General features: G+C 55.8%; 21 protein-coding genes and 2 pseudogenes. 17 read left to right on the top strand and 6 right to left on the bottom strand.

Annotated features, from left to right (window positions below; all coding sequences use genetic code 11):
* Positions 1 to 373 precede the first annotated feature (373 nt).
* The gene (locus PH586_RS03865) at positions 374 to 640 is read right to left on the bottom strand and encodes a helix-turn-helix domain-containing protein (protein WP_271346465.1); all 267 of its coding nucleotides are present in this window, start codon (positions 638 to 640) and stop codon (positions 374 to 376) included.
* Positions 640 to 1,965 carry a type II toxin-antitoxin system HipA family toxin gene (locus PH586_RS03870; protein ID WP_271346466.1) on the bottom strand — a complete coding sequence of 442 codons (1,326 nt, stop codon included), beginning with the start codon at positions 1,963 to 1,965 and terminating at the stop codon, positions 640 to 642. The genes PH586_RS03865 and PH586_RS03870 overlap by 1 nt, the downstream gene beginning before the upstream one ends.
* 217 nt (positions 1,966 to 2,182) lie before the next feature.
* On the opposite strand from PH586_RS03870, the pseudogene PH586_RS03875 reads away from it, so the two are divergent.
* From PH586_RS03875 to leuD, 4 genes and pseudogenes are all read left to right on the top strand, one after another.
* Positions 2,183 to 2,341: pseudogene (locus tag PH586_RS03875) on the top strand (integrase core domain-containing protein); the annotation flags it as partial.
* A 42-nt stretch (positions 2,342 to 2,383) separates the two neighbouring features.
* The gene (locus tag PH586_RS03880) at positions 2,384 to 2,770 is read left to right on the top strand and encodes a hypothetical protein (protein ID WP_271346467.1); all 387 of its coding nucleotides are present in this window, start codon (positions 2,384 to 2,386) and stop codon (positions 2,768 to 2,770) included.
* A 301-nt stretch (positions 2,771 to 3,071) separates the two neighbouring features.
* Positions 3,072 to 4,517 (top strand): 3-isopropylmalate dehydratase large subunit, encoded by a 1,446-nt coding sequence (leuC, locus tag PH586_RS03885; RefSeq protein ID WP_271346468.1) that lies wholly within the window; start codon positions 3,072 to 3,074, stop codon positions 4,515 to 4,517.
* 6 nt (positions 4,518 to 4,523) lie between these two features.
* Positions 4,524 to 5,168: a 3-isopropylmalate dehydratase small subunit gene (gene leuD / locus PH586_RS03890; protein ID WP_271346469.1), complete on the top strand. Its 645-nt coding sequence runs from the start codon at positions 4,524 to 4,526 to the stop codon at positions 5,166 to 5,168.
* Positions 5,169 to 5,182: 14 nt separating this feature from the next.
* Here the strand turns inward: leuD and PH586_RS03895 are convergent, their stop codons facing one another.
* Positions 5,183 to 6,013 carry an IclR family transcriptional regulator gene (locus PH586_RS03895; protein ID WP_271346470.1) on the bottom strand — a complete coding sequence of 277 codons (831 nt, stop codon included), beginning with the start codon at positions 6,011 to 6,013 and terminating at the stop codon, positions 5,183 to 5,185.
* A gap of 179 nt (positions 6,014 to 6,192) precedes the next feature.
* Here PH586_RS03895 and PH586_RS03900 point away from each other — a divergent pair, with 179 nt between their 5' ends.
* The 7 genes from PH586_RS03900 to mdlD all read left to right on the top strand — a co-directional run bounded on the left by PH586_RS03900 (position 6,193) and on the right by mdlD (position 12,634).
* Positions 6,193 to 7,572: an MFS transporter gene (locus PH586_RS03900; protein ID WP_271346471.1), complete on the top strand. Its 1,380-nt coding sequence runs from the start codon at positions 6,193 to 6,195 to the stop codon at positions 7,570 to 7,572.
* Positions 7,573 to 7,591: 19 nt separating this feature from the next.
* Positions 7,592 to 8,653, top strand: coding sequence for a cupin domain-containing protein (locus tag PH586_RS03905; RefSeq protein WP_271346472.1), 1,062 nt, complete (start codon positions 7,592 to 7,594; stop codon positions 8,651 to 8,653).
* Positions 8,634 to 9,491 (top strand): fumarylacetoacetate hydrolase family protein, encoded by an 858-nt coding sequence (locus PH586_RS03910; RefSeq protein ID WP_271346473.1) that lies wholly within the window; start codon positions 8,634 to 8,636, stop codon positions 9,489 to 9,491. Before PH586_RS03905 ends, PH586_RS03910 begins: the two co-directional genes overlap by 20 nt.
* Positions 9,488 to 10,663 (top strand): 3-hydroxybenzoate 6-monooxygenase, encoded by a 1,176-nt coding sequence (locus PH586_RS03915; protein ID WP_271346474.1) that lies wholly within the window; start codon positions 9,488 to 9,490, stop codon positions 10,661 to 10,663. Before PH586_RS03910 ends, PH586_RS03915 begins: the two co-directional genes overlap by 4 nt.
* Positions 10,664 to 10,852: 189 nt before the next feature.
* Positions 10,853 to 11,047, top strand: coding sequence for a GMC oxidoreductase (locus tag PH586_RS03920; protein WP_271346475.1), 195 nt, complete (start codon positions 10,853 to 10,855; stop codon positions 11,045 to 11,047).
* Positions 11,048 to 11,130: 83 nt separating this feature from the next.
* Positions 11,131 to 11,241, top strand: a complete 111-nt coding sequence (locus PH586_RS03925; protein ID WP_456300311.1) for a GMC oxidoreductase — start codon at positions 11,131 to 11,133, stop codon at positions 11,239 to 11,241.
* Positions 11,242 to 11,305: 64 nt separating this feature from the next.
* A complete protein-coding gene (gene mdlD, locus PH586_RS03930; protein ID WP_271346476.1) occupies positions 11,306 to 12,634 on the top strand; it encodes an NAD(P)-dependent benzaldehyde dehydrogenase MdlD in 1,329 nt (442 codons plus the stop codon).
* 84 nt (positions 12,635 to 12,718) lie between these two features.
* Here the strand turns inward: mdlD and PH586_RS03935 are convergent, their stop codons facing one another.
* Positions 12,719 to 14,194 carry an aldehyde dehydrogenase family protein gene (locus PH586_RS03935; RefSeq protein WP_271346477.1) on the bottom strand — a complete coding sequence of 492 codons (1,476 nt, stop codon included), beginning with the start codon at positions 14,192 to 14,194 and terminating at the stop codon, positions 12,719 to 12,721.
* Positions 14,195 to 14,212: 18 nt separating this feature from the next.
* Entirely contained in the window at positions 14,213 to 16,009 is a 1,797-nt protein-coding gene (locus PH586_RS03940; protein ID WP_271346478.1) for an FUSC family protein, read from the bottom strand.
* Positions 16,010 to 16,400: 391 nt separating this feature from the next.
* Here PH586_RS03940 and PH586_RS03945 point away from each other — a divergent pair, with 391 nt between their 5' ends.
* The 6 genes and pseudogenes from PH586_RS03945 to PH586_RS03970 all read left to right on the top strand — a co-directional run bounded on the left by PH586_RS03945 (position 16,401) and on the right by PH586_RS03970 (position 23,520).
* Positions 16,401 to 17,762 carry an MFS transporter gene (locus tag PH586_RS03945; RefSeq protein ID WP_271346479.1) on the top strand — a complete coding sequence of 454 codons (1,362 nt, stop codon included), beginning with the start codon at positions 16,401 to 16,403 and terminating at the stop codon, positions 17,760 to 17,762.
* A 19-nt stretch (positions 17,763 to 17,781) separates the two neighbouring features.
* Positions 17,782 to 18,633 (top strand): fumarylacetoacetate hydrolase family protein, encoded by an 852-nt coding sequence (locus PH586_RS03950; RefSeq protein WP_271346480.1) that lies wholly within the window; start codon positions 17,782 to 17,784, stop codon positions 18,631 to 18,633.
* A 1-nt stretch (position 18,634) separates the two neighbouring features.
* The gene (locus PH586_RS03955; protein WP_271346481.1) at positions 18,635 to 19,456 is read left to right on the top strand and encodes an IclR family transcriptional regulator; all 822 of its coding nucleotides are present in this window, start codon (positions 18,635 to 18,637) and stop codon (positions 19,454 to 19,456) included.
* Between the two features lie 29 nt (positions 19,457 to 19,485).
* A complete protein-coding gene (locus tag PH586_RS03960; RefSeq protein ID WP_271346482.1) occupies positions 19,486 to 21,141 on the top strand; it encodes a bifunctional 3-(3-hydroxy-phenyl)propionate/3-hydroxycinnamic acid hydroxylase in 1,656 nt (551 codons plus the stop codon).
* Positions 21,142 to 21,155: 14 nt separating this feature from the next.
* Positions 21,156 to 22,004: a VOC family protein gene (locus PH586_RS03965; RefSeq protein WP_271346483.1), complete on the top strand. Its 849-nt coding sequence runs from the start codon at positions 21,156 to 21,158 to the stop codon at positions 22,002 to 22,004.
* A 42-nt stretch (positions 22,005 to 22,046) separates the two neighbouring features.
* Positions 22,047 to 23,520, top strand: a pseudogene (locus PH586_RS03970) (aldehyde dehydrogenase family protein).
* A gap of 64 nt (positions 23,521 to 23,584) precedes the next feature.
* Here PH586_RS03970 and PH586_RS03975 read toward each other — a convergent pair.
* Positions 23,585 to 24,652 (bottom strand): hypothetical protein, encoded by a 1,068-nt coding sequence (locus PH586_RS03975; RefSeq protein WP_271346484.1) that lies wholly within the window; start codon positions 24,650 to 24,652, stop codon positions 23,585 to 23,587.
* Positions 24,653 to 24,891 lie beyond the last annotated feature (239 nt).

Genomic DNA, 24,891 nt, shown 5'->3' on the forward strand with positions numbered 1-24,891 from the left:
GTGGTGCCTCCACACTAAGCTGATCGGCCCCGGTTCGGCGATCTGTAAGCTTTTCGTGCGTAAGGTTTTGGTACAGCACTTTGCTGGTCGGGCACACTAGACCTTGAGCTGCCACAAAACTGCATATGTGGATGCCAGTTCAACTCCCTAAATGACCGTTCATCGACAATATTACGCGGGGGCATTTTGGGGGGCATATTCAAACAATTTTAATATTAATTCCTTTTATAACAATGGTTTATACGCATAATTAAAACTCCCCCGGCGCCATTCACTGCGTAAGCATCAGTTTTTAACCTGTCCAGCGAGCTTTCACACAGGCTGGACCCGAAGTTGTCCGTCGTTTCAGACAAGATTGCACAGGCCGATGTTTTCAGCGCGAAACCTTTGGCACGATACCGACCTGCATGCCGAATGGATTAAACACGCTGTTCAACGTCTGAACGGTGGGGTTACTTGCGTCATGCTCCAACTGCCGCAGGGCGCGCAGTGACAGCTTACACATTTGGGCGAACCTGGCCTGCTGCAACCCAGTCACGTCCTTGCGTAACCGCCGAACTGCCGCCCCGATCGTAATTTCCCCAGAAGCCAACTGCTTCTGTAACTCGCTGAGAATCCGATTGCGCTCAAGGATGTCCATTAAATGAGTCCCCATTTATTGAGTCGCTGAGGGAGATCACGCAGCGCTATGCGAGGGTGGTTCAATGTCGCAGCGGGCAGTCCATCTGCACTCAGCAAGTCAGGCAAGGCCAGGAAAGTTTGAGCCGCTGCCCTGAGCCGCTGGAATAGCTCATCAGGGTTGACCCACTGCGCAGCCTCACCGCAGGCAGCCCTCCAGGCGACCGCCCCCGCAACCTCAATATGTTTTGGCCATTTTGTTGTGCGCGTTACGCCTTCATCATCCATGACCATGGGGGCGAGATCATAGATCGGGGCCAGCCTCACGCCCTGCTCATTCCTAAGGATGGAGGTGTTTCGGCCATGATTGTCTGAATTACCAAGAATCTGATTCAGCAGATCACGCTGCATGTACTCGAATACCAAATCACCAACCTGCTCAGCCTGCCCAACGCATTGCCATAACGCGACCAGGTTTCGTAGCACCTCCGAATGCGACATATAGCTGCCAGCCTCAGCAACACCACACAGTGAGTACATCGACTCAACGGCAACTCGACCCACGCCTGCAGCGCTGACTTCGCGATCAAAGCGATACATCCACAGGCTGGGCTTATTGCCCTCTTCCAAAGCCAGCCCTTCTGCGGCAACTGTATCGAGCCCCAACTGCCGAACCGCTCGATAGAAGCAATACTCGCTACGGAGAATGTCCTGATCCGTCCGACCTGCCTTGTTACGTGCAAATTTCACAAACCAGTGCTGTGCTGCATCTGCATCCGGCAATACAGCATCAGGGTGCAGGGCACCATGACGGTCTTCAGTTAACAGCAGTTTGGGAGCCTCACCACCCGCCCCAGTAGCGCCACCAATGGCAGCCCCCTGCTCATAGGCATATTCCAGGAAGCGCGAGTCGCGGCTGACCACTTCGTCTCGCGTAAACCCCAACACCGGGCTACCCGCGATAGCGTCTGCCGACTCTTTGATGCGCAGATTCCCAATAGGTGCAGGCGTACAGCGCCCCAATAGGAACAGATCTAAGCTCAGCCCCTGCGGGCGCTCGCCACTCAAGCGTTTCAGTAAAAAGCGTCTGGCCGCCCCTGCGGGCAAAATATCGTAAAGAAAAGCAGGGGCCTGCTTACTCCGCCAAGAGTCCCAGCCCAGAGGTACGGCAGCACTGACCGCACAATCCAGGCGACTGCCAATAGCGTCAAGGGTGCTCACCAGATAGCTCTGCTCGTATCCATACGCACAAGGTCCATCCAACCCTAGGTCAGACTGCTCGAAGCCAATCCCCATAGCATCCTGCCATCTTCCACCCGCATAGATTTGTAGAGTGAGCTTGTGCATAGCGATTACCGGTAACTTAATGCCTAAAACCTTAGCCAAGCACCGCATAAAAGGCAATTAAATACCCATTTACACTCTTCGCCATCCATAAATAGGTATTTTAATACCTATTACGACCTGTGTTGGTGTTGATAATGTCCATCGCCGCCATCTCTTCTGCATTGCAAATTGGCGAAAGCGTCAGCCTCGTGGGTTCGGCACCTTCGCGGTGAAGGCACGCACGGTGCGTGACGACTGGCTGGGGCATTATTTGTTTGAGTCCATCGCCGAGGTGCAGGAACATGCAACTCGCTGCGTGTGGACATACAATCACGAACGGCCAAACATGGCCCTGGGAGGCATCACCCCCAAACAGAAGGTGGCCCTCACGGCCTGACCTCTACTTCTGGCGAACGCTAAAAACGGGGGGATTACCGGGGTGCTGAATGTCGCGGGCAGCGAGACCTTCAAACCACGCCTGGTCACTCACAAACTTCAAAGCGCAGCGATGAAGATCGACAATCGCCTATGTCTCATCGCACACCGGCTAAATACTGTGATCAACATCCACTATGACGCAGCGTTCATTGATACGCATCTGGTGGGCCTGGTTGCAATCAACTCGTACCGTGACGTGCTTTCGACCACGCGCAATTCGTTGGAAATGCTTGATCCGGCTGACGTGTTCGGCAAACGATTCAATGCGATAGACATCTGCCGATGGCTTCATCGCCACTCAAGGTTATCGCCTGAAAACCAGCCTGCGCAATGGCGTTGTCTTTTATTCCAAGGCCTGCACCGAGACCACCCCTGGCAGCCTGAATGACGACCTCGTCGTGGGCGACAGCGGGTCGATGCGTGACAGGTCTGAACAGCACATCCTGGGCGTCGTTCGTCAGTGTAGTGGCAATATCAGCAAGACGGCCAAGGTGCTTGGGCTTTTTCGCACACGCTTTGCCGTACGCTGAAGTACAAGAACCGCCGATAAATCGCTACAAAGTAATAGTCGTCTCCCGCCAAAAGCCAGCGAATCCCAATACGCGAATAAAAACAAAACTATCGCAATGAGATAAATTTTGGTGATATTGTGTTGGGCCGGCCGTCTTAGACGGCTCAGGTTGACGACGATGAAGTGTTCGATCCGACAGGAGACATCAGAGGTGCCCAAAACGCTACTGCAAAAACTCTGGGAAACGCACGTCGTCCGCCATGATCCGGACGGCTCTGCGGTTCTCTATATTGACCTTCAATTGATTAATGAAGTGACGAGTCCCCAAGCCTTTGAAGGACTATCGGTGGCTGGCCTCAGCCCATGGAGGAGCGGCACGATAATCGCAACCTCCGACCACAACGTGCCGACCAAAGACTTGGCCATGGGCATCCAAGACCCTGTAGCGAAAATTCAGGTTCAGACACTGGAACGCACCTGTGATGAATTAGATTTACGCCACTTCAGGATGGGTGAAAAAGGGCAGGGAATTCTGCATGTCATTGCGCCTGAATTAGGCGCCAGTCTTCCCGGCATGACTATCGTGTGTGGCGACTCCCATACCAGTACCCACGGTGCTTTTGCTGCCTTGGCATTTGGCATAGGCACCTCTGAAATCGAGCATGTGCTCGCGACTCAATGCCTTAGGGTGTCACCCATGGCCTCGATGAGCGTACAGATCGACGGCGTATTACCGCCTTTTGTGACCGCGAAAGACCTGGCCCTCAGCCTAATTCGCAAGATAGGCACCGCAGGGGCCACCGGCCATGCCATTGAGTTTACAGGCAGTACGGTTCGTGGCTTGTCCATGGAAGCGCGCATGACCCTTTGCAATATGGCCATCGAAGCCGGCGCTCGCGTTGGGCTAATCGGCGTAGACGAGACCACGCTAACCTATCTCTACGGCCGCCCTCACGCGCCACGACGCGCGGCATGGGAGGCCGCCGCTACGTTTTGGCGAACACTTCATAGTGACCCCGGGGCAGTCTACGAAAAGGTGGTTCACCTGGATGCAGCGACGGTTGCCCCTCAAGTTTCATGGGGGACGTCTCCGCAAATGGTGTGTGATGTTTTAGATAAGGTGCCCGATCCCTTGGACGAAGTAGACCCAACCAAGCGCCAGGCTCTGGTCCGCGCGCTGGACTACATGGGGCTTAAGGCGGGTACCGCGATCGTTTCGATCGAACTGGATAAAGTTTTTATAGGGTCGTGCACCAATGCGCGCCTGGAGGATCTGCGCGCAGCCGCCCACGTTGTTATGGGCCGAAAAGTCTCGTCTCGTATCAAACAAGCGTTGGTGGTACCTGGGTCAGGCTTGGTCAAATCCATGGCAGAAGCTGAGGGGCTGGACAGGATTTTTATTGACGCAGGGTTCGAGTGGCGTGAGCCTGGCTGCTCCATGTGTCTAGGCATGAACGACGACCGGCTGTTACCCGGGGAGCGCTGTGCATCGACCTCCAATCGCAATTTCGAAGGGCGTCAGGGCCAGGGTGGCAGAACTCACCTCGTGAGCCCGGTCACGGCGGCAGCGGCTGCATTGGCGGGGCACTTCGTGGATTTGACAGTCGACGAGAAACGGAGCTAATACGTCGTGAAAGCATTCAAACAGTTTTGCGGGGTGGTGGCGCCCCTTGATCGTATTAATGTTGATACCGATGCTATTTTGCCAAAACAATTCATGAAGCTGATCAGCAAATACGGCTATGGGGATTATCTTTTCGATAATTGGCGTTATCAGGACGAAGGGCAGCCAGGCGACGATTGTTCAATACGCCCCCTCAACCCGCAATTCGTACTCAATCAGCCGAGGTTCCGGTCAGCCGAAATCCTATTGTGTCGAGATAACTTCGGTTGCGGCTCAAGCCGCGAGCACGCACCTTGGGCACTGCGCGACTTCGGCTTCAAGGCACTGATCAGCACCAGTTTTGCTGATATTTTTTATGGCAATTGCCTCAAGAACGGTGTGCTTCCCATCGTATTGACCGAGGATGAAATTGATCACCTTTTTACACTTGCCGCCAGCGACGTAACCCTGCGACTTGAGGTCAATCTTGCGGCCCAAACGCTTGTCCAGTCTCAGGGCGTCGTTCATCACTTCGAGATCGATGCGTTCCGCAAAAATTGCCTGATGCTCGGCCTCAATGAAATCGGCCTGACGCTGGCGCAAGCCGATACTGTGCGCCTGTATGAGGACATGCGACGCACCACTGAGCCTTGGCTATTTCCAGACGGGTAACTCTGCTGCGCGCTTCATGAACCAGAGGATGCCAATGCCGTCATTCTTTGGGTCATCGCAACGCCGGCCTCGGCCACAAGGGGCGCTAGCAGCGTTTTAATTTCTTGTGAGGCATCGACAACGGGTATCACTAAGCTGATGCTCCCGATGACTCTTTTGTCATCGAAAATGGCGGCGGAAATGCCAGCGGCACTATTGCCTAACTCGCCTGAAGTGATGACAACCGGCTCGGTTCTTAGCGTGCGTAGCGTTTTCTTGACATGTGCCCAGTCCACGCCAAGGCCAAAACGCTCAAATTCGTCCATCACGACCTCGTAATACGGTTTGACTTGCCGCAGTGGGAGGTGTGCAAGGATCACTTTTGAAGCGGCGCCTTGATAAAGAGGCCTTGGAAGCCCGCGCTCGTAGCTGATGTCCTGCTTGAAGCGCGTGGTGAACTCCTCATGCACGCACATGACTTGCCCTCGGAAATACCTGCATAAAATAGCAATGCTTCCGGGGGGCGCTGCATCAAGCATCTCACCCATGACCAACCTTGCGGCCTGGATCATCGGATCACCCACCCTCATTTTTCTATCCAGCGCGATGATTGCAGGGCCCAGTACGTATCGCCCAGGCGTGAACGCGCTGATGTACCCAGCACCCGACAGGGTTCGAAAGTAACGGTAAGTATGGCTAGCCGATAGCCCCAGTTCCACGGCCGCTTCATCCACAGACCAGTCGCTTTTGGTATCCCCGCTAAACAGTTCGAGCAGGCGCATCAGGCGGTCCTGAGAGCTTCCTTTTGCGTCTTGGGCGGCTAAGGCTTTCGTTTGTGACGTGTCGATGACGTGCTGCTTTTTCAATCCAAACCCCTTAGGACGGTTCGCTTGACGTATCCACCCATTTTACAGGCAACCGCGACAGCGAGCGCTATAAAACAAAAATAGCGCTATAAGATAAAACTGTTGACCATCTCGTAAAAAAGCATAATTATCGTATTACAACAAATCATACAAAACACCTTGAGGTGTGAGGGTCCAACATGAGCCAGCCATCGCAGCCAGTCATCGACATAGCCCCGATTCTCGACCACGGGAAGTGGACGTCCTATCAAAAGCGAATTCTTTTCCTGGTCGCCCTGGTCATGGTGTTCGATGGCGTAGATGCACAGGTGCTGAGCCTTTCGCTTTCCTCTATTTCATCCGAATGGGGCATTAGCCGCTCTGCCTTCGCACCCGTTCTAGGGTTCAGTTTTATCGCGATGGCACTCGGGACGGCGGCGGGGGGCATCCTGGGCGACCGCATCGGGCGAAAATGGACGCTGGTAGCGTCCTCTGTAACTTTCGGTTTGATGACTTTATTGGGCGCGCTCGCCGATGACTTGATGTTCTTGGGGGTATGCCGAGTGATTGCCTCATTGGGCATGGGGGCAGCCATGCCTAATGTTACGGCGATGCTGGCTGAGTACACCCCGTTGCGGCGGCGTAGCCTTGCACTGGCTATTGGTATGAGCGCGCTGCCCTTTGGGGGCATTGTCGTCGGCTTGCTGGGCGCGCAAATCCTTCCGGCACTCGGGTGGCGTAGTTTTTTTGTGATAGCCGGCAGTGGTCCGTTAATCGTCGCGCTGGCATTGATCATCGGGCTGCCGGAATCTTTGAGATTTTTGGTGGCACGCAACATCAAACCGGTCGCCTGTCTGTCCATCATTCGCAGCTTAGGGCATGCAGTGTCGTCGACGACAACGATGACGGACAGCGGGGAAAAAGCTGCGGTAGAGAAAGCCTCGGTACGAGCGTTACTCGTCAGTGAATATGCCAGTGATACGTGGATTCTGGCGGTCGCCTTTTTTACTGTAATTCTGTCTAGCTACCTCATGTTTACCTGGTCTCCCTCTCTGTTTGTCGAGGCCGGTTACAGCGTCAGTATGTCAAGCGCAAGCATGGCCGTGTTTAGTCTCGGTGGTTTGATTGGAGGCGTCGGCGGTGGCTGGCTGTTCAGTCGCTTTGGTTCGCGCAAAACGATGCTGTGCATGGCCGCGGGTGCGTTGGCCTGTTGTGCAGTGCTGATGGTGACGCCGCTTCAACCTGCAGCGAACACACTACCGATCATTACCGCGAGCCTACTGCTGCTTGGCCTCTGTGTGCCGGGCACTCAAGCCATCCTGTTTGTTCTCGCGGCGCAGATGTTCCCTACCCCGATGCGTGCGAGCGGCGTTGGCTTACCCGCGGCCTTTGGACGGCTGGGCGCCGTGTTGAGCGCTTTCATCGGGCCATGGATTCTCGCCAGTACGGGCACTCGGTTCTTCGGTTTTATTGCGGCCATGATGTTGATTCTTTTTGTCGCGTTGGCCCTCGTCCGTCGCCACATCGCACGGACCGCAACTCAAGGCCTTAGCGATGCACGGTTGAACGAAGCTCGGTAGATAGGGAAGGAGATATTTTGTGAGTAACAATACTTTTAGAGAGCACATCGCCAACGACAATATGAGCCCCCTCTGGGAGGTGTTGCGCGGGCTTACCCCGCGTGAGCCCAAGCAGACGGCTGATCCCGTGATCTGGCGTGCGCAGACCATCCGCCAGAATATGAAAATGGCCTGTGAAGTCATCTCTGCCGAGGACGCCGAACGCCGTGTGCTTGTATTGGAAAACCCGAAGTTTCGGGGCAAATCCCAGATAACGTCATCGCTCTACGCAGGGATACAAATGATCCTGCCGGGGGAGGTCGCGCCCAGTCATCGGCACACCGCGTCTGCCTTACGATTGATTTTAAGCGGCCATGGTGGATTCACTACGGTGCATGGCGAAAAGGTGCTGATGAGCCCAGGTGACTTTGTTATTACGCCCACGAACGTTTTCCATGACCATGGCGCGCAGGGAACGGAACCTGTGATGTGGCTGGACGGCCTGGATGTTCCTGTCGTGCAGATGCTCAACGCAGGGTTCTCTGCTGATGATCCAAACCTGCGCCAGGCGTTGACTCGCCCGACAGGCGACTCCAATGCGCGATTCGCTGCAGGCCTCAGGCCGGTTGGCGACACCCACGGTGGTCCCGTCAGTCCGCTTTTTCACTACCCCTACTCGCGTACGCGTGCAGCGCTTGAACAGTTGTCGCACGTCGATGAGTGGGACGCGTGCAACGGTTTCAAACTGATGTTTACCAATCCCACTAATGGCCTTTCCCCGATTCGCTCGATGGGTGCCTTTATGCAGATGTTCCCTGCGGGGTTCAAGGGCGCCAGTTTTCGCGAAACCGACGGAGCCGTTTGTTGTGTGGTGGAAGGCAGCCTCCGAGTCCAGGTCTGTGATCAAACGTGGACCGCCTACAAAGATGACGTATTTGTCGTTCCGGGTTGGGCCTGGCGTTCCTTTGAGGCGGATGAGCAATGCGTACTGTTCAGCTTTTCTGATCGACCGCTGCAAGAACACCTCGGGTTCTGGCGCAGCGAAATCAATTTGAGCGCAAAGACTACACCAGGAGAAAAAAATGAAGATTTGTCTGTTTAACGATAACCGTTTGGGCCTCATTGAGGGCGACACCGTCTATGACGTCTCCCAAGCGATGCGCATTTTGTCGCCCGCCTGTTATCCGTTTCCGCGCCATGACGTTCTGATCGCTAACCTGACCGAACTACGGCCCGAAATATCGCAGGCCAAGAGAAACGCAGCCGTCTTCAAATTAAGCGATGTTGAGCTGCTTAGCCCTGTCGGTAACCCCGGGAAGATAGTGGCTGCGCCGGTCAACTATCAGGCTCACCTTGATGAAGCTATCGCAGACACGGAGACGTTCACACGCGCCAATGTCCGTAAAATTCAGGAGACGGGCCTCTTCCTGAAAGCCACCAGCTCGCTGATCGGTGTCAGTAAGCCGATCGTGATTAATCTTCCAGAGCGCCGCACCGATCATGAAATCGAGTTGGTCGCTGTTATCGGCAAACGCGCCAAGGATGTGAAAGCAAAAGACGCATTAGCCTACGTTGCCGGATACTGCATTGGCCTGGACATTACGATTCGAGGGCCTGAAGAGCGAAGCTTGCGCAAGTCTCTGGACACTTACTCGGTGCTGGGGCCATGGCTTGTGACTGCTGATGAGCTGAGCGACCCACAGGGCTTGGAGTTGCTGCTTCAGGTCAACGGTGAGAAACGTCAGCATGCCAATACACGGGATTTGATCATGAACGTGGCGCAGTTGATCGAATTCGCCTCAACCTATTACACGCTTGAACCGGGTGACTTGCTGTACACCGGCACGCCCGAAGGTGTGGGCCCCATCGTTCACGGTGATCAGATCAAAGCGCGAATTGAAGGGATTGGTGAAATCGTTGTGGAGGTCGTGTCGCCATGAGCCTACAAGATCCAATTGTAATCATTGGAGGGGGCATTGGCGGTCTGGCAGCAGCGCTGGCCCTCTCACTCAAGGGCTTCAAAACGCTCTTGATCGAACAGGCCGAGGAGTTTCGCGAAGTTGGCGCGGGGATCCAAGTGGGCCCTAATGGATTTCGCGTGCTGGAGACGCTCGGCGTTGCCGATCAGGTACGTGAACTGACCGTGTTACCCGATGATTTAATCTTCATGGACAGTGTCAGCGCTGAGGTGGTTACAACCATCCCGACAGGCGCTGCGTTTCAGGATCGCTTCAAGTATCCCTACGCCTTGGTGCATCGTGCGGATCTGCATTCGGTTCTTCTCGCGGCTTGTCGCGAGTCCGCTGATGTCGAATTCAGGATCGCCACAAAAGTGGTGGGCTACGAAGATAATGGCCTGTCCGTGCGCGTGACCACCGACCAAGGTGAAACCATTCAGGGCAGCGCACTGATTGGCGCAGATGGACTGTGGTCGAAAGTCAGAGAGAAAATTGTCGGTGACGGTGCGCCTGTGGTCTCTGGGCACATTGCGTACCGGGCGGTGTTGCCCATTGAGGACGTTCCGCTCGAGTTTCGTCGCAACTCGATGATTCTTTGGGGGGGGCCAAAGTCGCACCTGGTCCAGTACCCGCTTCGAGGTGGAAAACTGTTCAACCTGGTCGCAGTCTTCCACAGCGACCGCTATGTAGAGGGCTGGAACACAGAGGGCGACCCTGAAGAGTTACGCCGCCGGTTTACCGGCACGTGTGACACCGTACAAACGCTCCTGTCTAAAATTGAAAGCTGGCGGATGTGGGTACTGTGCGACCGTGAACCGGTGAAGAACTGGAGTGAGGGACGCACCACACTCCTGGGCGATGCAGCGCACCCCATGTTGCAATACCTTGCACAGGGGGCGTGTATGGCGATGGAAGATGGCGTCGTACTCGCACAGGAAATCGAAAAGTGTCAGGGGGATCTTGAGTCGGCTTTCAAAGCCTATCAAGCTCGCCGATACCTTCGCACTGGCCGCTGTCAGGTCATGGCACGTGTTCATGGTGAGTTCTACCATGCCGAAGGTGTGGCTGCCGAACTACGTAATGGCATGCTCGCCGCGCGCACCCCTGAACAAGCGTATGCCGGTCTCTCCTGGTTATATGACGCGGTAATTTAGAACATCCAGTGACGATCATTTATTCAACGGTGCTCACGTCGCCGGGTTGATCGTCGCTTTCAGCTGAAAGCAATGATCATTTTATAAAATTAAAAAAACGGTGAAATCGTGAATACCATGAGTTACGCATCACTCGTGGTCACCTTCAAGCTGGTGGTACTGCAACCAAAAAGCCGCGGCTAGGTGCGAGTGGCCAATTCGAACCCCACGTCAACGCCACTGATCAACCCGAACTTCATCGGCCATGAGTACGACTTGAAAGTAGCCGTCGAGTCAGTCAAGGCCATGCGTAACGTCCTGACTCAGGATTCGCTGGCGCCGATGATCGACGAAGAAGTCTGGCCGGGCCGTGACGTGCAATCTGATGAGCAGATTGGCGAATAGGTCAAGCGCGTCGCCACCACCATGTGGCACCCGGTGGGCAAGGACGAGGGTGCGGTAGCGGATGGTCGCATGCGTGTCAGGGCGTGGAACACCTGCACGTCATCGACGCCTCGATCATGCCCAACATCACCAGCGGCAACACTAACGGCCCTACCCAGGCGCTGACGCTACATGCAGCCAAAATGTTCTGCTAGGACTACTTTCTATGACCGACGTATGCGTCACGCACATATTCTGAACCCGAAGAGGTGAACTACCATGAACTTTCCAAGCTCAGAGTCCATCGATACATTGTTTGCGTTACAGCGCGAATTCTTCGCCTCGCGCCAAACCCGTCCCATCGAGTTTCGCAAGCACAGCCTCGAGCGCTTGAAACAGGCCGTACTCGATCACCGAGAATTGCTCTATGTCGCCCTGGACGAAGATTTAGGCAAACCAAAGGGTGACGTCGACCTCGCAGAGATTGGCGCAGTCATTCACGAAATTGACTTTGCCCTCGCACACCTGGACGAATGGGCCACGCCGCAGGCAGTGCCCACCCCCGAGCTGATCGCGCCCTCGCAGTGCTATGTCACACAAGAGCCATTTGGCGTGACGTACATCATCGGGCCGTTCAACTACCCAGTAAACCTCACGCTCACCCCCTTGATCGGTGCAATCATCGGCGGCAACACCTGTATCCTGAAGCCGTCCGAGACCACACCCAACACCTCACTGGTTATCGAGAAAATCATCCAGCAAGCGTTCGCCCCCGACTACATAGCAGTGGTTCAGGGCGGTCGCGATGAGAACACTCACCTCCTGAGCTTGCCGTTCGATTTCATTTTCTTCACGGGCAGCCCTAACGTCGGCAAGGTAGTGATGCAAGCCGCCGCCGCACACCTCACGCCAGTTATCCTGGAACTAGGCGGCAAGTGCCCGTTGATTGCCCTGGCCGATGCCGACCTGGACCTGGTGGTTTCGCAGTTGATGTTTGGCAAGTTCATCAACAGCGGCCAGACCTGCATTGCACCCGATTACCTGTACGTGCACAGCAGCATCAAGGATGCCCTGCTCGCTCGCCTGGTCCAGCGCATCCACCAGGACTTGCCTGACATCGGTTCCACCGGCAAGGTTGTCACCGGCCAGCAAGTGTCACGGCTTGAGGGCTTGCTGAGCCTGAGCGAAGGCAAGGTGCTGGTCGGAGGCCAGTCCGACGCCGAGCGGCGTGTGTTCAGTGCCACGGTGGTTGACCAGGTGAAATGGGACGACGCGCTGATGGCTGAGGAGCTGTTTGGTCCAATTCTGCCGGTGTTGACCTTCGATTCGGTAGACACTGCGGTCGATCTGATCAACCAACACCATCCCAAGCCACTGGCCGTGTACGTATTCGCCCGCCACACGCAAAGCGCCACGCCCATCATCAACCACATCCAGTCTGGCGACGCTCAAGTCAACGGAGTGATGTTGCATGCCTTCTCGCCCTACCTGCCGTTCGGCGGTGTGGGCAGTTCGGGCATAGGCGAATATCACGGCCGCTACAGCTTCCAAGCGTTCACCCACAAAAAATCGGTGCGCGTCGTAGAGCTGCCTGACAAGCCGGTGTAAAACGAGGTAAAAGAGGCGCTTTTGGAAAAATGCCCTGCGATAGGGGCATTTTTCGTTTGCTACCGGTACTTGCTAATACCGACTTTAAAACGGATAAGCGCGACGCTTGTGTTGAACCGAGATCCAGTGATCGCTGGTCAATTCAGCGATGATCCAATCGCTATTGAATCGCCCGATGCCACTGTTTTTCTCGCCGCCGAACATGTTGTTCGGATCATCGTTCACCGAGATGTCATTGATGTGCGTCATGCCGGCCTCGATTTGCTGCGCAAAGCGTAAGCCTCGGCCTTCGTCTTTGGTGAATACCGCCGAAGAGAGCCCAAACTCTGTCTGGTTCGCCAGCTCAAGTGCATGAGCTTCGTCGCGGGCAGTGATGATCGGTGCCACCGGGCAAAACTGCTCGGCCTGGGCCAGGTGGCTCATGTTGTCCACATTCACGAAGACGTGCGGTGGTAAAACCTGACCCATTGCCGCGCCACCCAACAGCATCTCGATACCTTCGGCTTTAGCCGCTTCGATCCGGGCAACTGCGCCTTCCAACTGGCGACGGTTGATCAGCGGACCAATGACTGTATCTGCAAGGTCAGGGTCACCGACCTTAAGCTGACGGACGCGCTCTACAAAAGCTTCGACGAAATCCTTTTGCAACGAGGCGTCGACGATAATTCGGTTACTGCTCATGCAGATTTGGCCTTGGTGCAGGAAGCGCCCCACTACGGCGGCGTGCACCGCCAGATCCAGGTCCGCATCATCAAGCACCACGCAGGGAGCATTCCCACCCAACTCCAACCCGACTCGTTTGAGTGTCGGGCCTGTGACTGCCAACGCGCCAATGTGCCGCCCGACCCGAGTCGATCCCGTGAAAGAGATGAATTTGGGGATCGGGTGCAGGGTAAAGGCATCACCCAAATCAGCCACGTCGCCCACAACCACGTTCAAAACTCCCGGTGGAAAACCGGCCTCCTCGTAGATTTTCGCCAACAACAAACCGCCGGTCACCGGCGTATCGTCGGCAGGCTTTACGACGACGGTGTTGCCGAGTGCCAGTGCCGGTGCGATCGACCGATTGGAAAGGTGCATTGGCCAGTTCCAGGGACTGATCACCCCAACCACACCCAGTGGTTTGCGGTAGACGCGGCTTTCCTTATCAGGGATGTCGATCGGCAGAATGCGGCCGACGACTCTCGAAGGCATGGCTGCTGATGTGATCATGGTCGAACGCACAGCCGACCATTCAATCTCGGCTTTGGTGCGCGTACTGCCTGACTCACGAATCAACCAGTCGACAATTTCTTCATGCCTGGCGTCCAGCACGCGAACGGCTTGCATGAACAACGCTGCGCGCTCATTAGGTAACGTCTTTGCCCATGCTTTTTGCGCGGTCTCTGCCGCCCGGTAGGCGTCGTCGAGGTCGCCAGCATCACCTAGCGAAAGTTCGGTCAGCAGCGCATTGTCATAAGGGTTGCGATTTTCCAGGACCTTACGCGTACTTCCGGAGCGCCAGGCGCCCGCGATGTATTGGCCAGTAAAGTTTTGCCACGGTGATGGGCGGTCAGACATGGGTATTCTCCAGTTGATTCAAAGTAGGTCAGCGCCAGTTTTCGTCTTGTTTTCCAGCTTGGTAGTCGCGAGAGTTGCCAAATGCTGGTGCAGTGCACGGCTGTGATGTTCATCGGTTCGGTGGTAAGCGAAAAGCTGAGCAATTGCTGCGCGTTCAAACGCAGCAATGAGCAGTGGAGAAGCCTTTTTTTCCAGGCTGATCAGCCTTGTCAGAAGATCCCTGACTTGATCATAAATTCGTGCCTGCGCAGGTGAGGCAGGGGCATCCAACATCCTCAGTGTGAGCTGTGCGATGCGCTTGTACAGGCGTTTACGCTGGGAGCCAGGCGATGAAGGAACAAGCCATCGGTAGGTCAGCACGGCGGTGAACACCCCACCAAGAATCGCCAACATCTGCAACAAGGTATGTTCGAAGGATGTGTCCACATGCAATCCAGGTTGAGCGATTAACAAAAAGGTCATGTTCAGGTCGATGGCCAATTTTGCTGTGCCAGGGCGAGCCATGAGCAACGCTCCTATTATCAAAAATGGGGCGATAACCAAGGCCAGTCCCCACACTGTTCCCACCTCGGGCAACAGCCAGAAGCGGCAGATCACGCCAAGAACTGCTCCAGCGCTCGAGCCAATCAGTACACCTTTTAGCGCCGCATTGGCGTGGCTATGGCTGGAGAACAAAGAGGCGAACAACACGGCCGTCATCACCATCATTGGTCCGTCTGACCAATCCAAACCCCACCACACTGCGGTGGCTATGCACATCGCGATCAAGGGTCTGGACGCGGCCAGGCAGGTAGCGCGCCAGTCGCGCTGTTTAATTAATTGCAACGCTTCACTGAGAGGCGTTTCGCAAGCATTAAACGCTGCAAAAACGCCCTGTAGTTTTTCAACGAATAGCATTCCAACGGGTAGGTTTTCAGCGTGTTTGTGCACTTCGTTGCTCACGGCTTGCACCGTTGCAGCCGCCGACTTTGCTTGAATTCCTATTGGCAGATCAGAAGAAAATCGAAGCGTGCCGCCAACATCGAAGTGGCTACTTACGAGCAAATCAACAATCGCACCCAGCGCGTCGCGAGTGCGACGGACGCGCAAACGCATCGTTCGAGAACCTGCAACGATTTCATCCAAATAAAGGTCAAGTGACGCTATTTCCTGTAATAACGCACTTAAGCTTTTCGCATCGTGGTTAGTGCCTACCTCCAGTCTTTTTAGGCTGTAGCAAACACTGGCTACAACCAGTGCCTGGAGTCGGTTGTGAAAGGATTCTGGAGACGCAGACTTGCCTGTAAACGCCCATGAAAAACAAGCTGAAGCCAACACTCCGATGACAGTGCAATAGATTCTGCCAAGGGCAAGGCCTACATCCAGCACGGGGTCCAGCACACCAAACAGCGCGACAATCGCTGCCGTATACCCTGCCAGCACAAAGCCGTAATTTCGAAAATGCCGGAATTGGTGTCCAACCCCGGCGCACACCGCGATCCAGCCTGCCAAGGCGAGCATGAGCCAAACGTGTTGATCAAATAATACCGTCAGCAAAAGCCCGCCAGCCAAGGCACCGACCACCGTACCGATCAGGCGTGCGCCAATGCGTTCAATCAGTAGGCCTCGCGTGGGTTGGGCCACAAGCCAGACAGTCATCGCGGCCCACCAGGGATGGTGCAGCTCTAATGCTTGTGCGATGACCAGCGCCAAGAGGGCCGCCGAGGTCGTGTGCAGACTGAAAGTCAGCGCTGACCGAGAGGGCCACTGAAGCCAGGCCCCCGTGCGAAGCCGGCCTATCAAGCGACGGCATAATTGAGTTATCCACTTATTCATTGATGACCTTACAACCCGCAGCAGGCTGGGTTAACTCAGTCGAGAAGGCTCTCATCACCCGGGTACATACCGGGTACGCCCTACGCACCATGAAAAACATTGAGTCACCTGAAGCCTGAATTGGAAAAATTTGAGTTACACCGCGTTGAACGCAACGAATGGCTGTTGCCACATCTTCCAGTGGTTGATTTTCCGAGCCGATAGTTGCCTGCGCCATGCCTCACCTTCCCCCTCACATTCCAACAGTGCCGAGGACAGCCAAAATACCATATTTCCTACAATTTGGGATTATGGTTAGTTTTTCCTTTACAGGATTTTTGCTTAGTAATAGATTTGACCTCAGTCAGGGCACCTTCCCACCCAGACAATAAAAACAATATGAGGTACGTTCATGCACACTCCTACGCCCAGCAATATCCTCTGCGACATAGTGGACGATCGCCCTGTCAGCCGGTTGCAATGGGAGGTGCTCGCCCTCTGCGTATTGGTTGCAGTGCTTGACGGATTCGACACCCAGATCGTCGGATTTCTGGTGACTGCCATGGCGTCAACCTTAAACGTGGCGCCACAAGCCTTGGCCCCGGTTTTTGCGGCGGGTCTATTTGGTTTGATGCTCGGCGCGCTGCTGCTGGCCCCTATGGCGGACCGCTTGGGGCGCAAGAAAATCCTGGTGTTGTCGATCCTGCTGTTCGGCACATTCGCGTTACTGACCGCATTTGTTAACAGCGTTTCGCAACTGATCGTCGTGCGCTTCCTGACCGGCATAGGCCTCGGCGGGGCAATCCCCAACCTCGTGGCGCTGATTTCTGAATACAGCCCACGGCGTTACTCGCGCAGTGCCGTCACGCTGCTGTTCTGTGGCATGCCACTCGGTGCCATGTTGGCTGGCTTAACGGTCGACCAACTCCTCGCCACCTGGGGATGGGAAAACCTTTTCCTGATCGGTGGCGCGCTGCCCTTCTTGGTCGCCGGCGTCGTAGTATTGCGCCTTCCAGAGTCGGTTGAGTTCCTCAGTCGCAAACCCGGCAGTCGCCCTGCTCTCAGCGCTATCATCAAGCGGCTCGCACCCGACCTCGCAGAACTGCCCGCCAGCCTTGCGCACCTGCGCCAACAGGCAACCTCCTCGACTTCCCTGAGCCGTCTTTTCACAGATGGCATGTGGCGCCGCACCCTGCTGCTTTGGCTGCCGTATGCCATGAACTTGCTGATTTTGTACTTCATCATGAGCTGGATCCCGACGCTGCTGGTCGCAGCCCATGCACCGTTGAGTATGGGAATACGCGCCATCATTCTCTTCAGCCTGGGGGGCGTGATCGGCTCAGTCATACAAGGCTGGCTAATGAACCGCTGGGGCGCAGTCAACGTGCTGACCGTCGAGTTTGTGGGTTACTTGACTATCGTCTTGGCGCTCAGCCAAATGCCTATCTCACTTTATTCGCTTTTTCCCGCGATGTTGGTACTGGGCATTTTGGTGCAGGGCGCGCAGGCAGGTCTTAACGCTTTGGCCGCTGAGTTGTACCCGCAGGAAATACGCTCCACAGGCATCGGCTGGGCACTAGGCGTTGGGCGAGTGGGTTCCATTACAGGGCCCGTTTGCGGCGGTTTGATGCTGGCTGCCGGCTGGATTTTGACAGAAATCCTCAGCGCAGCATTGATCCCGGGAGTCATCGCGCTGACGGCGATTACCTTGCTGCGACTTGACCCCGCAAACAAGCAACAACCAACACCCTCCCAGTCCGCTCCTCATCATTGATGTAACCAGAGGCATACCCATGAAAATCGCAAGCTTCGTTTACCAGAACCGTCCCACGTACGGCATTGTTGAAGGTGACCACGTCATTGACCTGGAATCGCTCAAGTCACACCTGGGTGCAGACCTCAAGGAAGCCATCACGCGCAATCGACTGAGCGAGCTGGGGCCTGATGCGCTGAAAGACCTGCCCCGCCTGGCATTGAGTGAAATCACCTTTCTGCCGGTTATTGCCAACCCCGGCAAGGTGCTCTGCATCGGGATCAACTACGCCACGCATGTGCGCGAGACTGGCCGAGACATGCCGACCTACCCGATGATTTTCACCCGCTTTGCGGACAGCCAGACGGCACACCTGCAGCCCATCGTTCGCCCCACCGTTTCCCACAAGCTCGACTTTGAAGGTGAACTGGCAGTGGTGATCGGCAAGACCGCTCGCCACGTAAAACCGGAGGACGCCTTGGACTACGTCGCCGGTTATGCCTGCTACAACGACGGCAGCGTGCGTGATTGGCAGAAGCACACCATCCAATTTGTTCCAGGCAAAAACTTCCCGGCTACCGGTGGGTTTGGCCCATGGCTGGTTACCAGCGATGAAATCGTCGACCCGCAGGACCTTGAACTCACGACCCGCCTAAACGGCGAAGTGATGCAACACACCCGTACCAGCGACATGATTTTCGATGTGCGCAAGTTGATTGAATATTGCACCGCGTTCACTGAACTGGCCCCTGGCGACGTCATCGTCAGCGGCACAACCGGTGGTGTTGGCGCATTCCGCGAGCCCCCGGTCTGGATGAAGCCGGGTGATATCGTCGAAATCGAAATCGAGCGCATTGGTATCCTGCGCAACAGTATTGTAGACGAGCGCTGACATGCAAAGACCGTTTGATTCTGAAGAAAGCACCGAGCACCTGGCTGACAGCAGAGGCTCCAGCCTGGAGCGGATGCTACGAATCCTAGACCTGTTCACCGAACACCATCCGATTTGGACGGTCGATGGCATGAGCAGTGCGATGGGGTTCACACGCTCCACAGCCTACCGCTACGTACGCGAACTGGCTGAGGCCAACTTGCTGTTTCAAGTAGAGGCCGGTCGCTATGCACTCGGCGCCAGGATCATTACCTGGGATCGCCAACTGCGCGTAAGCGACCCGTTGGTACGCGCTGCGCACACTCTGGAGTCCAGTTTTCCGCAGTGGGGTGCCGAGCAAGTGTGGCTGGTGTGTCGGCTGTTCAAGGATCAAGTGGTCTGCGTTCATCAAACCGGCAACCTCTCGAATCAGGTGAGCTATTCGCGAGGTTCGCCAAGACCGTTGTTCATGGGGGCCACCTCCAAAGCAATCCTCGCCAACATGGGCTCGCGACACCAGAGCCAACTGTTTCTGGAAAACCCGAGTGATGTCGAGTCCAGCAACCTGGGCAAGACGTGGGAGCAGTTCCGACGTTCGCTCCAGCGCTTGCGCCGCCAGGGATATGTGCTGAGCACCAGCGAAGTGGATGCTGACGTCTTCGGCCTGGCGGCGCCCATATTCGATTGCGAGGGCAAGGTTGTGGGCAGCATCAGCTGCGTACGCCCTGCCTCGCAACGCGACAGCGAACAGGATGAAGTGCAAGGCCAGCAGATCCTCACCCTTGCCGACAATCTTTCACAACTCATGACCGCGCTGGCGCACAGACCAGAAGTACTGGACTAACCAGCAACGCGGTCAACGAGGGAATAAAAATGACAACCCTTACTCCCGTGAATACTGACGTACTGATTATCGGTGCCGGCCCGACAGGACTCACCTTAGCCAACCTCCTCGGGCAGGCGGGCGTGCGCATCACCATCATTGAACGTAAAGTCGGCACCGTGACTGAACCACGTGCCGTCTCGATCGATGATGAGTCGCTGCGCACCATGCAGGCAGCAGGGCTGGATGAAGCTGTATTGGCTGATGTCGTAAAAGGCTACGGCGTCCATTACTTCGACAAGCCCGGCGGACGATGCTTTGGCAAGGTCGAGCCCGTCGGCAAGCAGTACGGCTACCCCAAACGCAACGCGTTCCGCCAACCACTGTTTGAACGCACCCTGATGCACGGAATGGAGCGTTTCCCAAGCCTGACTCCGCTTTTCTGCCATGAACTGATCGACTTCATCCAGGATGCCTCAGGCGTTCTCGCTCGAGTACAAAACGAGGCCGGTGAAACGGTTGAGGTGCGCGCCCAGTACATGGTTGCCTGTGATGGCGGCAGAAGCCCGGTACGCAAACAACTGGGTATCGATATGGTGGGCTCCAGCTTCAAGTCCCGCTGGTTGGTCGTGGATCTGGATCAGGACGATGACCCATTCTGGCAGACTCGTGTGTATTGCGATGCGCAACGACCTGTCGTCGAAGTGCCCGGCCCCCATCAGACACGTCGCTTCGAGTTCATGCTCAAGGATGACGAGACTGATGAGCAAATGCTCCGCGACGCCAGCCTCAGCAACTTGCTGCGGCCGTTCCGGGGTGAAAAAGGCTATTCGCTGGTGCGCAAAGTGGTCTACACCTTCCACGCCAGGGTCGCCTCTCGCTGGCAGGCAGGTCGTGTATTTCTCGCCGGTGACGCTGCACACTTGACCCCACCCTACGCGGGCCAAGGCATGAACAGCGGTGTGCGCGATGCGCATAACATCGCCTGGAAACTCGTGGCGGTACTGCGTGGACAAATGGCGCAAAGCGCCCTCGACAGCTATGAAAGCGAACGTCGCAATCATGCCTGGGCGCTGATCAAGCTGGCATTGAATCTCGGAGTGGTCATGGCGCCAGCTTCGACCTTGCGTGCCAAGCTCATCACCAGCACCTTCCGCGTGATCGGGCTGATCCCGCCTTTGCGTGATTACTTCCTGCAGATGAAGTTTAAACCCAAGCCTCGTTTTACCCAGGGCCTGGTGTTATCCCGAGGTAAGGCCGGCAACCTGCGCGCCGGGACAATGTTGCCGCAGCCGACACTTTTCGACTCGCAAGGCAGTGCGCAACTGTTGGATGAGTACATCGGCCCTGGCTTCGCCTTGATTCAATATGGCGACCTTCGCAACCAACGCATGGATCAACTGCAGCACCCGCTCTGGGACCACCTGGAGGCCAAGCGCATCGTGATCATTCCACAGCACGCTCCGCTGCCGCCGCCGTTGGCGGGATTCACGATCGTGCACGATCGCAACGGTGAGTTAAGCGCACTGTTTGTCGAGGCCAGCACCTTCCTGCTGCTACGTCCCGACCGATATGTGGCCGCCATATTCAACCAAGCTCAGGAGTCAGAAACGGCTCAGGCTCTTCAGTCCATGTTGGGCATTGCAGAGACTGCCACGGTCGCCGTCGCGGCTGCCAATACCGCTCATTTCCCAGTTACTCTTTGATCGAGGAGTTCTCCATGACGACCCTACAGACTTCGACCCCTGCTCAACTGTGCTACCTGCACCTGGCAAGCAAAGAACCTCAACGCCAGGTAGATTTCTACACGCGAATGATGGACATGAGCGCCTTGCCACAGGCAGACGGCAGCCAGGTGATGCGTGGGCCTAAACGTGCGGCAATCATTTCGCCGGCCGATCACAGTGGGCTGCTGGCCGCGGCCTACAACCTTCACTCGACCGCCAAGCTGCAAGCGCTGCGTCAGAGCCTGGCTGCGCGTGATTGTCAGATGGACCCCGTGACCTCACCTTTGCTTGAATCGGGTGCGTTTGCCATTCTGGATCCACAGGGTCGCCGGACAATATTTGGCGTAGCACTGCCCGATACAAATGCTGAACCGCAAGGCATGCCGTCAAGGTTGCAGCACGTTGTCTTCCAGACAACCGAGCTTGACGCGATCGTCGATTTTTACGTCAACACCGTTGGCTTCACCATTTCCGACAACGTGGTCGACCAGGAAACAGGCCTGCTCATGGTGTGTTTCTTGCGCTCTGATGACGAGCATCACTCCCTCGCCTTTTTCCGCGGTTCGAAGAATGAATGGGACCACCATTGCTACGAAACCAATGAGTGGAATGACATTCGTGACTGGGGCGACCGGTTTGCCAAAGAGCGCATCAGCATTTTCTTCGGCCCTGGCCGCCATGGTCCGGGCAACAATCTGTTTTTCATGGTGGTCGACTCCGATCGGAATCGACTGGAATTCTCGGCCGAACTCGAACTGGCGCCAGCAGACCGCGAAGCCGGCGTATGGCCGCAGAGTGAGCACACATTGAACTCATGGGGCCGCGCCTGGATGCGCACCTGATAGTGCAAGGCAGCAATCCGTTCAATTGATCGAGTCGCCTAAATGAACAACCAGAACGCACCCGCTCCATTTGCCATTCAAGGTCATCAATACATTAACGGCCGCTGGCAACCAGGTCTTTCAACCAAACGCCTGAACAACCGCAACCCCTTCAACGACGAGTTGCTGTTGGACATGCCGCTCGCCTCGGTCGAAGATCTGGATGAAGCCTATTTGACTGCCGAAAAAGCACAGCTGGAGTGGGCTGCGCTACACGCCGGCCAGCGAGTTGTGTTGGTTGAAAAGCTTGCGGGTATAGTTGCGCAGCGCCGTGACGAAATTATCGACTGGCTGGTCAAGGAGTCCGGCAGCACTCGAATCAAGGCCGGTATCGAGTGGCAAAGCACGCTGAACTTGGTGCGCGAGCATGCCAATGCAGGTAGAAGGTCGGATCCTGACCAGCTACAAACCAGGCGAGCAAAGTTTTGTGTTCCGCGATCCGCTGGGCGTGGTGAGCGTAATCAGCCCCTGGAACTTCCCGCTTTACCTGAGCATGCGCTCCGTCGTCCCGGCCTTGGCGCTGGGCAACACCGTGGTGCTCAAGCCTGCCAGTGATACCGCCGTCAGCGGTGGATTATTGATCGCCCATTTACTGGAAGCGGCAGGCTTCCCTGCGGGCACTCTCAACGTTGTCGTAGGCGCCGGCTCCGAAATTGGCGACGCCTTCGTGGAGCATCGGGTACCCAGCCTGATCTCGTTCACAGGCTCTACGGATGTAGGGCGCAACGTGGGGCGCATCGCGACTGGCGGCAAACACATCAAGCGCGTGGCGCTGGAACTGGGTGGCAATGCCCCGCTGGTCGTGCTGGATGACGCCGACCTCGAAGTGGCCGCCCACGCCGCCGTGGTCGGTCGCTTCCTGCACCAAGGCCAGATCTGCATGAGCGTCAACCGGGTGATTGTTGATCGTACGTTGTACCCTGCGTTTGCCGAGCTTGTGGTGCAACGGGTCAGCAAACTTAAAGTGGGCAACCCCAACGATGCCGATACCGTGATCGGCCCTGTAGTCAACCAGTCGCAGTTGACCGGTTTGTTAAGCAAAATCGACCAGGCACACAGTGCAGGGCTGGCTCGGCTGTTCGGCGCCAGCGCCGAAGGTTTGGTGTTACCACCGCATGTTTTCGGCGACGTAAAAGTCGATGACCCACTCGCACGCGATGAAACATTCGGCCCGCTACTGCCGCTGTTGATCGCCGATGACGAAGCGCACGCCTTGCTGCTTGCAAACGCCAGCGAATATGGATTGTCCAGCGCAGTGTTTACCAAGGACATGGCTCGCGGGCTGCAGTTTGCTCGCGGCATCGTTGCAGGCATGACCCACATCAACGACATTACGGTCGATGATCAGCCAAACGCGCCGTTTGGCGGCGAGAAGAACTCTGGGCTGGGCCGTTTCAATGGCCACTATGCTATCGATGAGTTTACCAGGGCTCATTGGGTGACCTGGCAACCGGGCGGGCACAACTACCCCTTCTAGACGTCATACTGCACAACGCAATCAGCCCCTGATGGGGCTGATTGTTTTTCAGACCAGGTCGCAATTAATCGTCGTCGCCACCCAGGGCTGCCACCTGGGCTTCAATAGACTTGATGCTTTGTTTGTCGGCTGCGTTTTGTGGAGTCACGCCCGCACCCAACGCCGCATGGAAAGGACAACCCACGAATTTCGGATCGTTCTTGTATTTTTCGATGTAATGCTCGGGGAACTGCTTGTCCAGTTCTTGAATGCCCTTACGTACTTCGGCCTTCTCTTCGCTGGACATGTTCATCCGCTCCTCGATATAGGCTTCAGTCGGATCGTCGGCATTCATTTCCATCATGCCCATCATGTAGCCCGCCAGTTGCGGCAAAAGCTGGGTAGCTACCGGATCAGGGCGGTCGACCTGCATGGTGTCGAGCGTGGTGGTCAATGACATTGCACGCAACAGTTGATGGCCGAACCAATGCAACTCTTTAGGGAAGAAGCGGAACACAAACTGTTCGTGAATGGCCGTGATAATCAGATTGCCGCGCTCAAGCTTAGGTTTTGGAGCGTTCTCGAAACCTTCGCAAAACTCGACCAAGCCGTCAAAGCTATCGGGATAGCCGGTGATCGGCTGATCGTTTTCAGCACGAAACAGTTTGCACATGTCACGCCAGAACAAGTGGGCGGCAATCTTCTCGTTCTCGCTGAGCCCTGGCGCCCCCATCTTCAGTTTAAGACGGTGCATGGTGATGGCAGTGAATGCGCACACGTAAACGTAATCGTTGTTATAGGAAAAGGCGCCTGGAAATTGCTTGGCCCAATGCGCATGGAGGTTATTGATGCCCTCGACCGACTTCGTCGTGCGGCTGTCTTCAGGGCCGTAGAACCACCACAGCGCATTGGCGCTGCCGGTTTGTTCCACGCGCGATGTTGAGCGGGATACGACTTTGCCCCCGTCTTCACGCCAAACGGCTCTGGAGCCCCAGTCGGTGACAACAAAATTGGGGAAGGTCAACGCATAGATAAAATTCTGCATGAAATCGTTCAGCCCGTAACTGTTCGACAAACGCCAGATTTCAACGTAATCCTTTTGCGGGTCGAGACTTTGAATTTTGGCTTGAATCCACTTTTTAGGGGCAGGCATTGTGATCCTCTCATCTTATGTGACTAACAGCGGTTACGAACAAAGGGGCCTTGAAATCGCCGGCTTCAATCTTCGGGAAACGCGGTTTACACCGCAGCGCCTGAGCACCTCTCGTTTCGGAGGTAACGCCTCCCACCATAAGGCGTTGCCAAAGGTCAGTCTCCGGTCTGCCAACCCAAGTTCGCGCCCATTTTTAGTATTGCAATATCACGCAAGCTATACTCGGATAAGCCAATGCT

Source organism: Pseudomonas aestuarii, from assembly GCF_027988105.1.
GTDB classification, from domain to species: Bacteria; Pseudomonadota; Gammaproteobacteria; order Pseudomonadales; family Pseudomonadaceae; genus Aquipseudomonas; species Aquipseudomonas aestuarii.

Coding starts and splice junctions, on each gene's coding strand:
- leuC (WP_271346468.1), top strand. CDS start 3,072: ATGAAGTGTTCGATCCGACAGGAGACATCAGAGGTGCCCAAAACGCTA.
- PH586_RS03955 (WP_271346481.1), top strand. CDS start 18,635: ATGCAAAGACCGTTTGATTCTGAAGAAAGCACCGAGCACCTGGCTGAC.
- PH586_RS03900 (WP_271346471.1), top strand. CDS start 6,193: ATGAGCCAGCCATCGCAGCCAGTCATCGACATAGCCCCGATTCTCGAC.
- PH586_RS03940 (WP_271346478.1), bottom strand. CDS start 16,009: ATGAATAAGTGGATAACTCAATTATGCCGTCGCTTGATAGGCCGGCTT.
- PH586_RS03950 (WP_271346480.1), top strand. CDS start 17,782: ATGAAAATCGCAAGCTTCGTTTACCAGAACCGTCCCACGTACGGCATT.
- PH586_RS03960 (WP_271346482.1), top strand. CDS start 19,486: ATGACAACCCTTACTCCCGTGAATACTGACGTACTGATTATCGGTGCC.
- PH586_RS03910 (WP_271346473.1), top strand. CDS start 8,634: ATGAAGATTTGTCTGTTTAACGATAACCGTTTGGGCCTCATTGAGGGC.
- PH586_RS03945 (WP_271346479.1), top strand. CDS start 16,401: ATGCACACTCCTACGCCCAGCAATATCCTCTGCGACATAGTGGACGAT.
- PH586_RS03935 (WP_271346477.1), bottom strand. CDS start 14,194: ATGTCTGACCGCCCATCACCGTGGCAAAACTTTACTGGCCAATACATC.
- PH586_RS03975 (WP_271346484.1), bottom strand. CDS start 24,652: ATGCCTGCCCCTAAAAAGTGGATTCAAGCCAAAATTCAAAGTCTCGAC.
- PH586_RS03915 (WP_271346474.1), top strand. CDS start 9,488: ATGAGCCTACAAGATCCAATTGTAATCATTGGAGGGGGCATTGGCGGT.
- PH586_RS03965 (WP_271346483.1), top strand. CDS start 21,156: ATGACGACCCTACAGACTTCGACCCCTGCTCAACTGTGCTACCTGCAC.
- mdlD (WP_271346476.1), top strand. CDS start 11,306: ATGAACTTTCCAAGCTCAGAGTCCATCGATACATTGTTTGCGTTACAG.
- PH586_RS03865 (WP_271346465.1), bottom strand. CDS start 640: ATGGACATCCTTGAGCGCAATCGGATTCTCAGCGAGTTACAGAAGCAG.
- PH586_RS03870 (WP_271346466.1), bottom strand. CDS start 1,965: ATGCACAAGCTCACTCTACAAATCTATGCGGGTGGAAGATGGCAGGAT.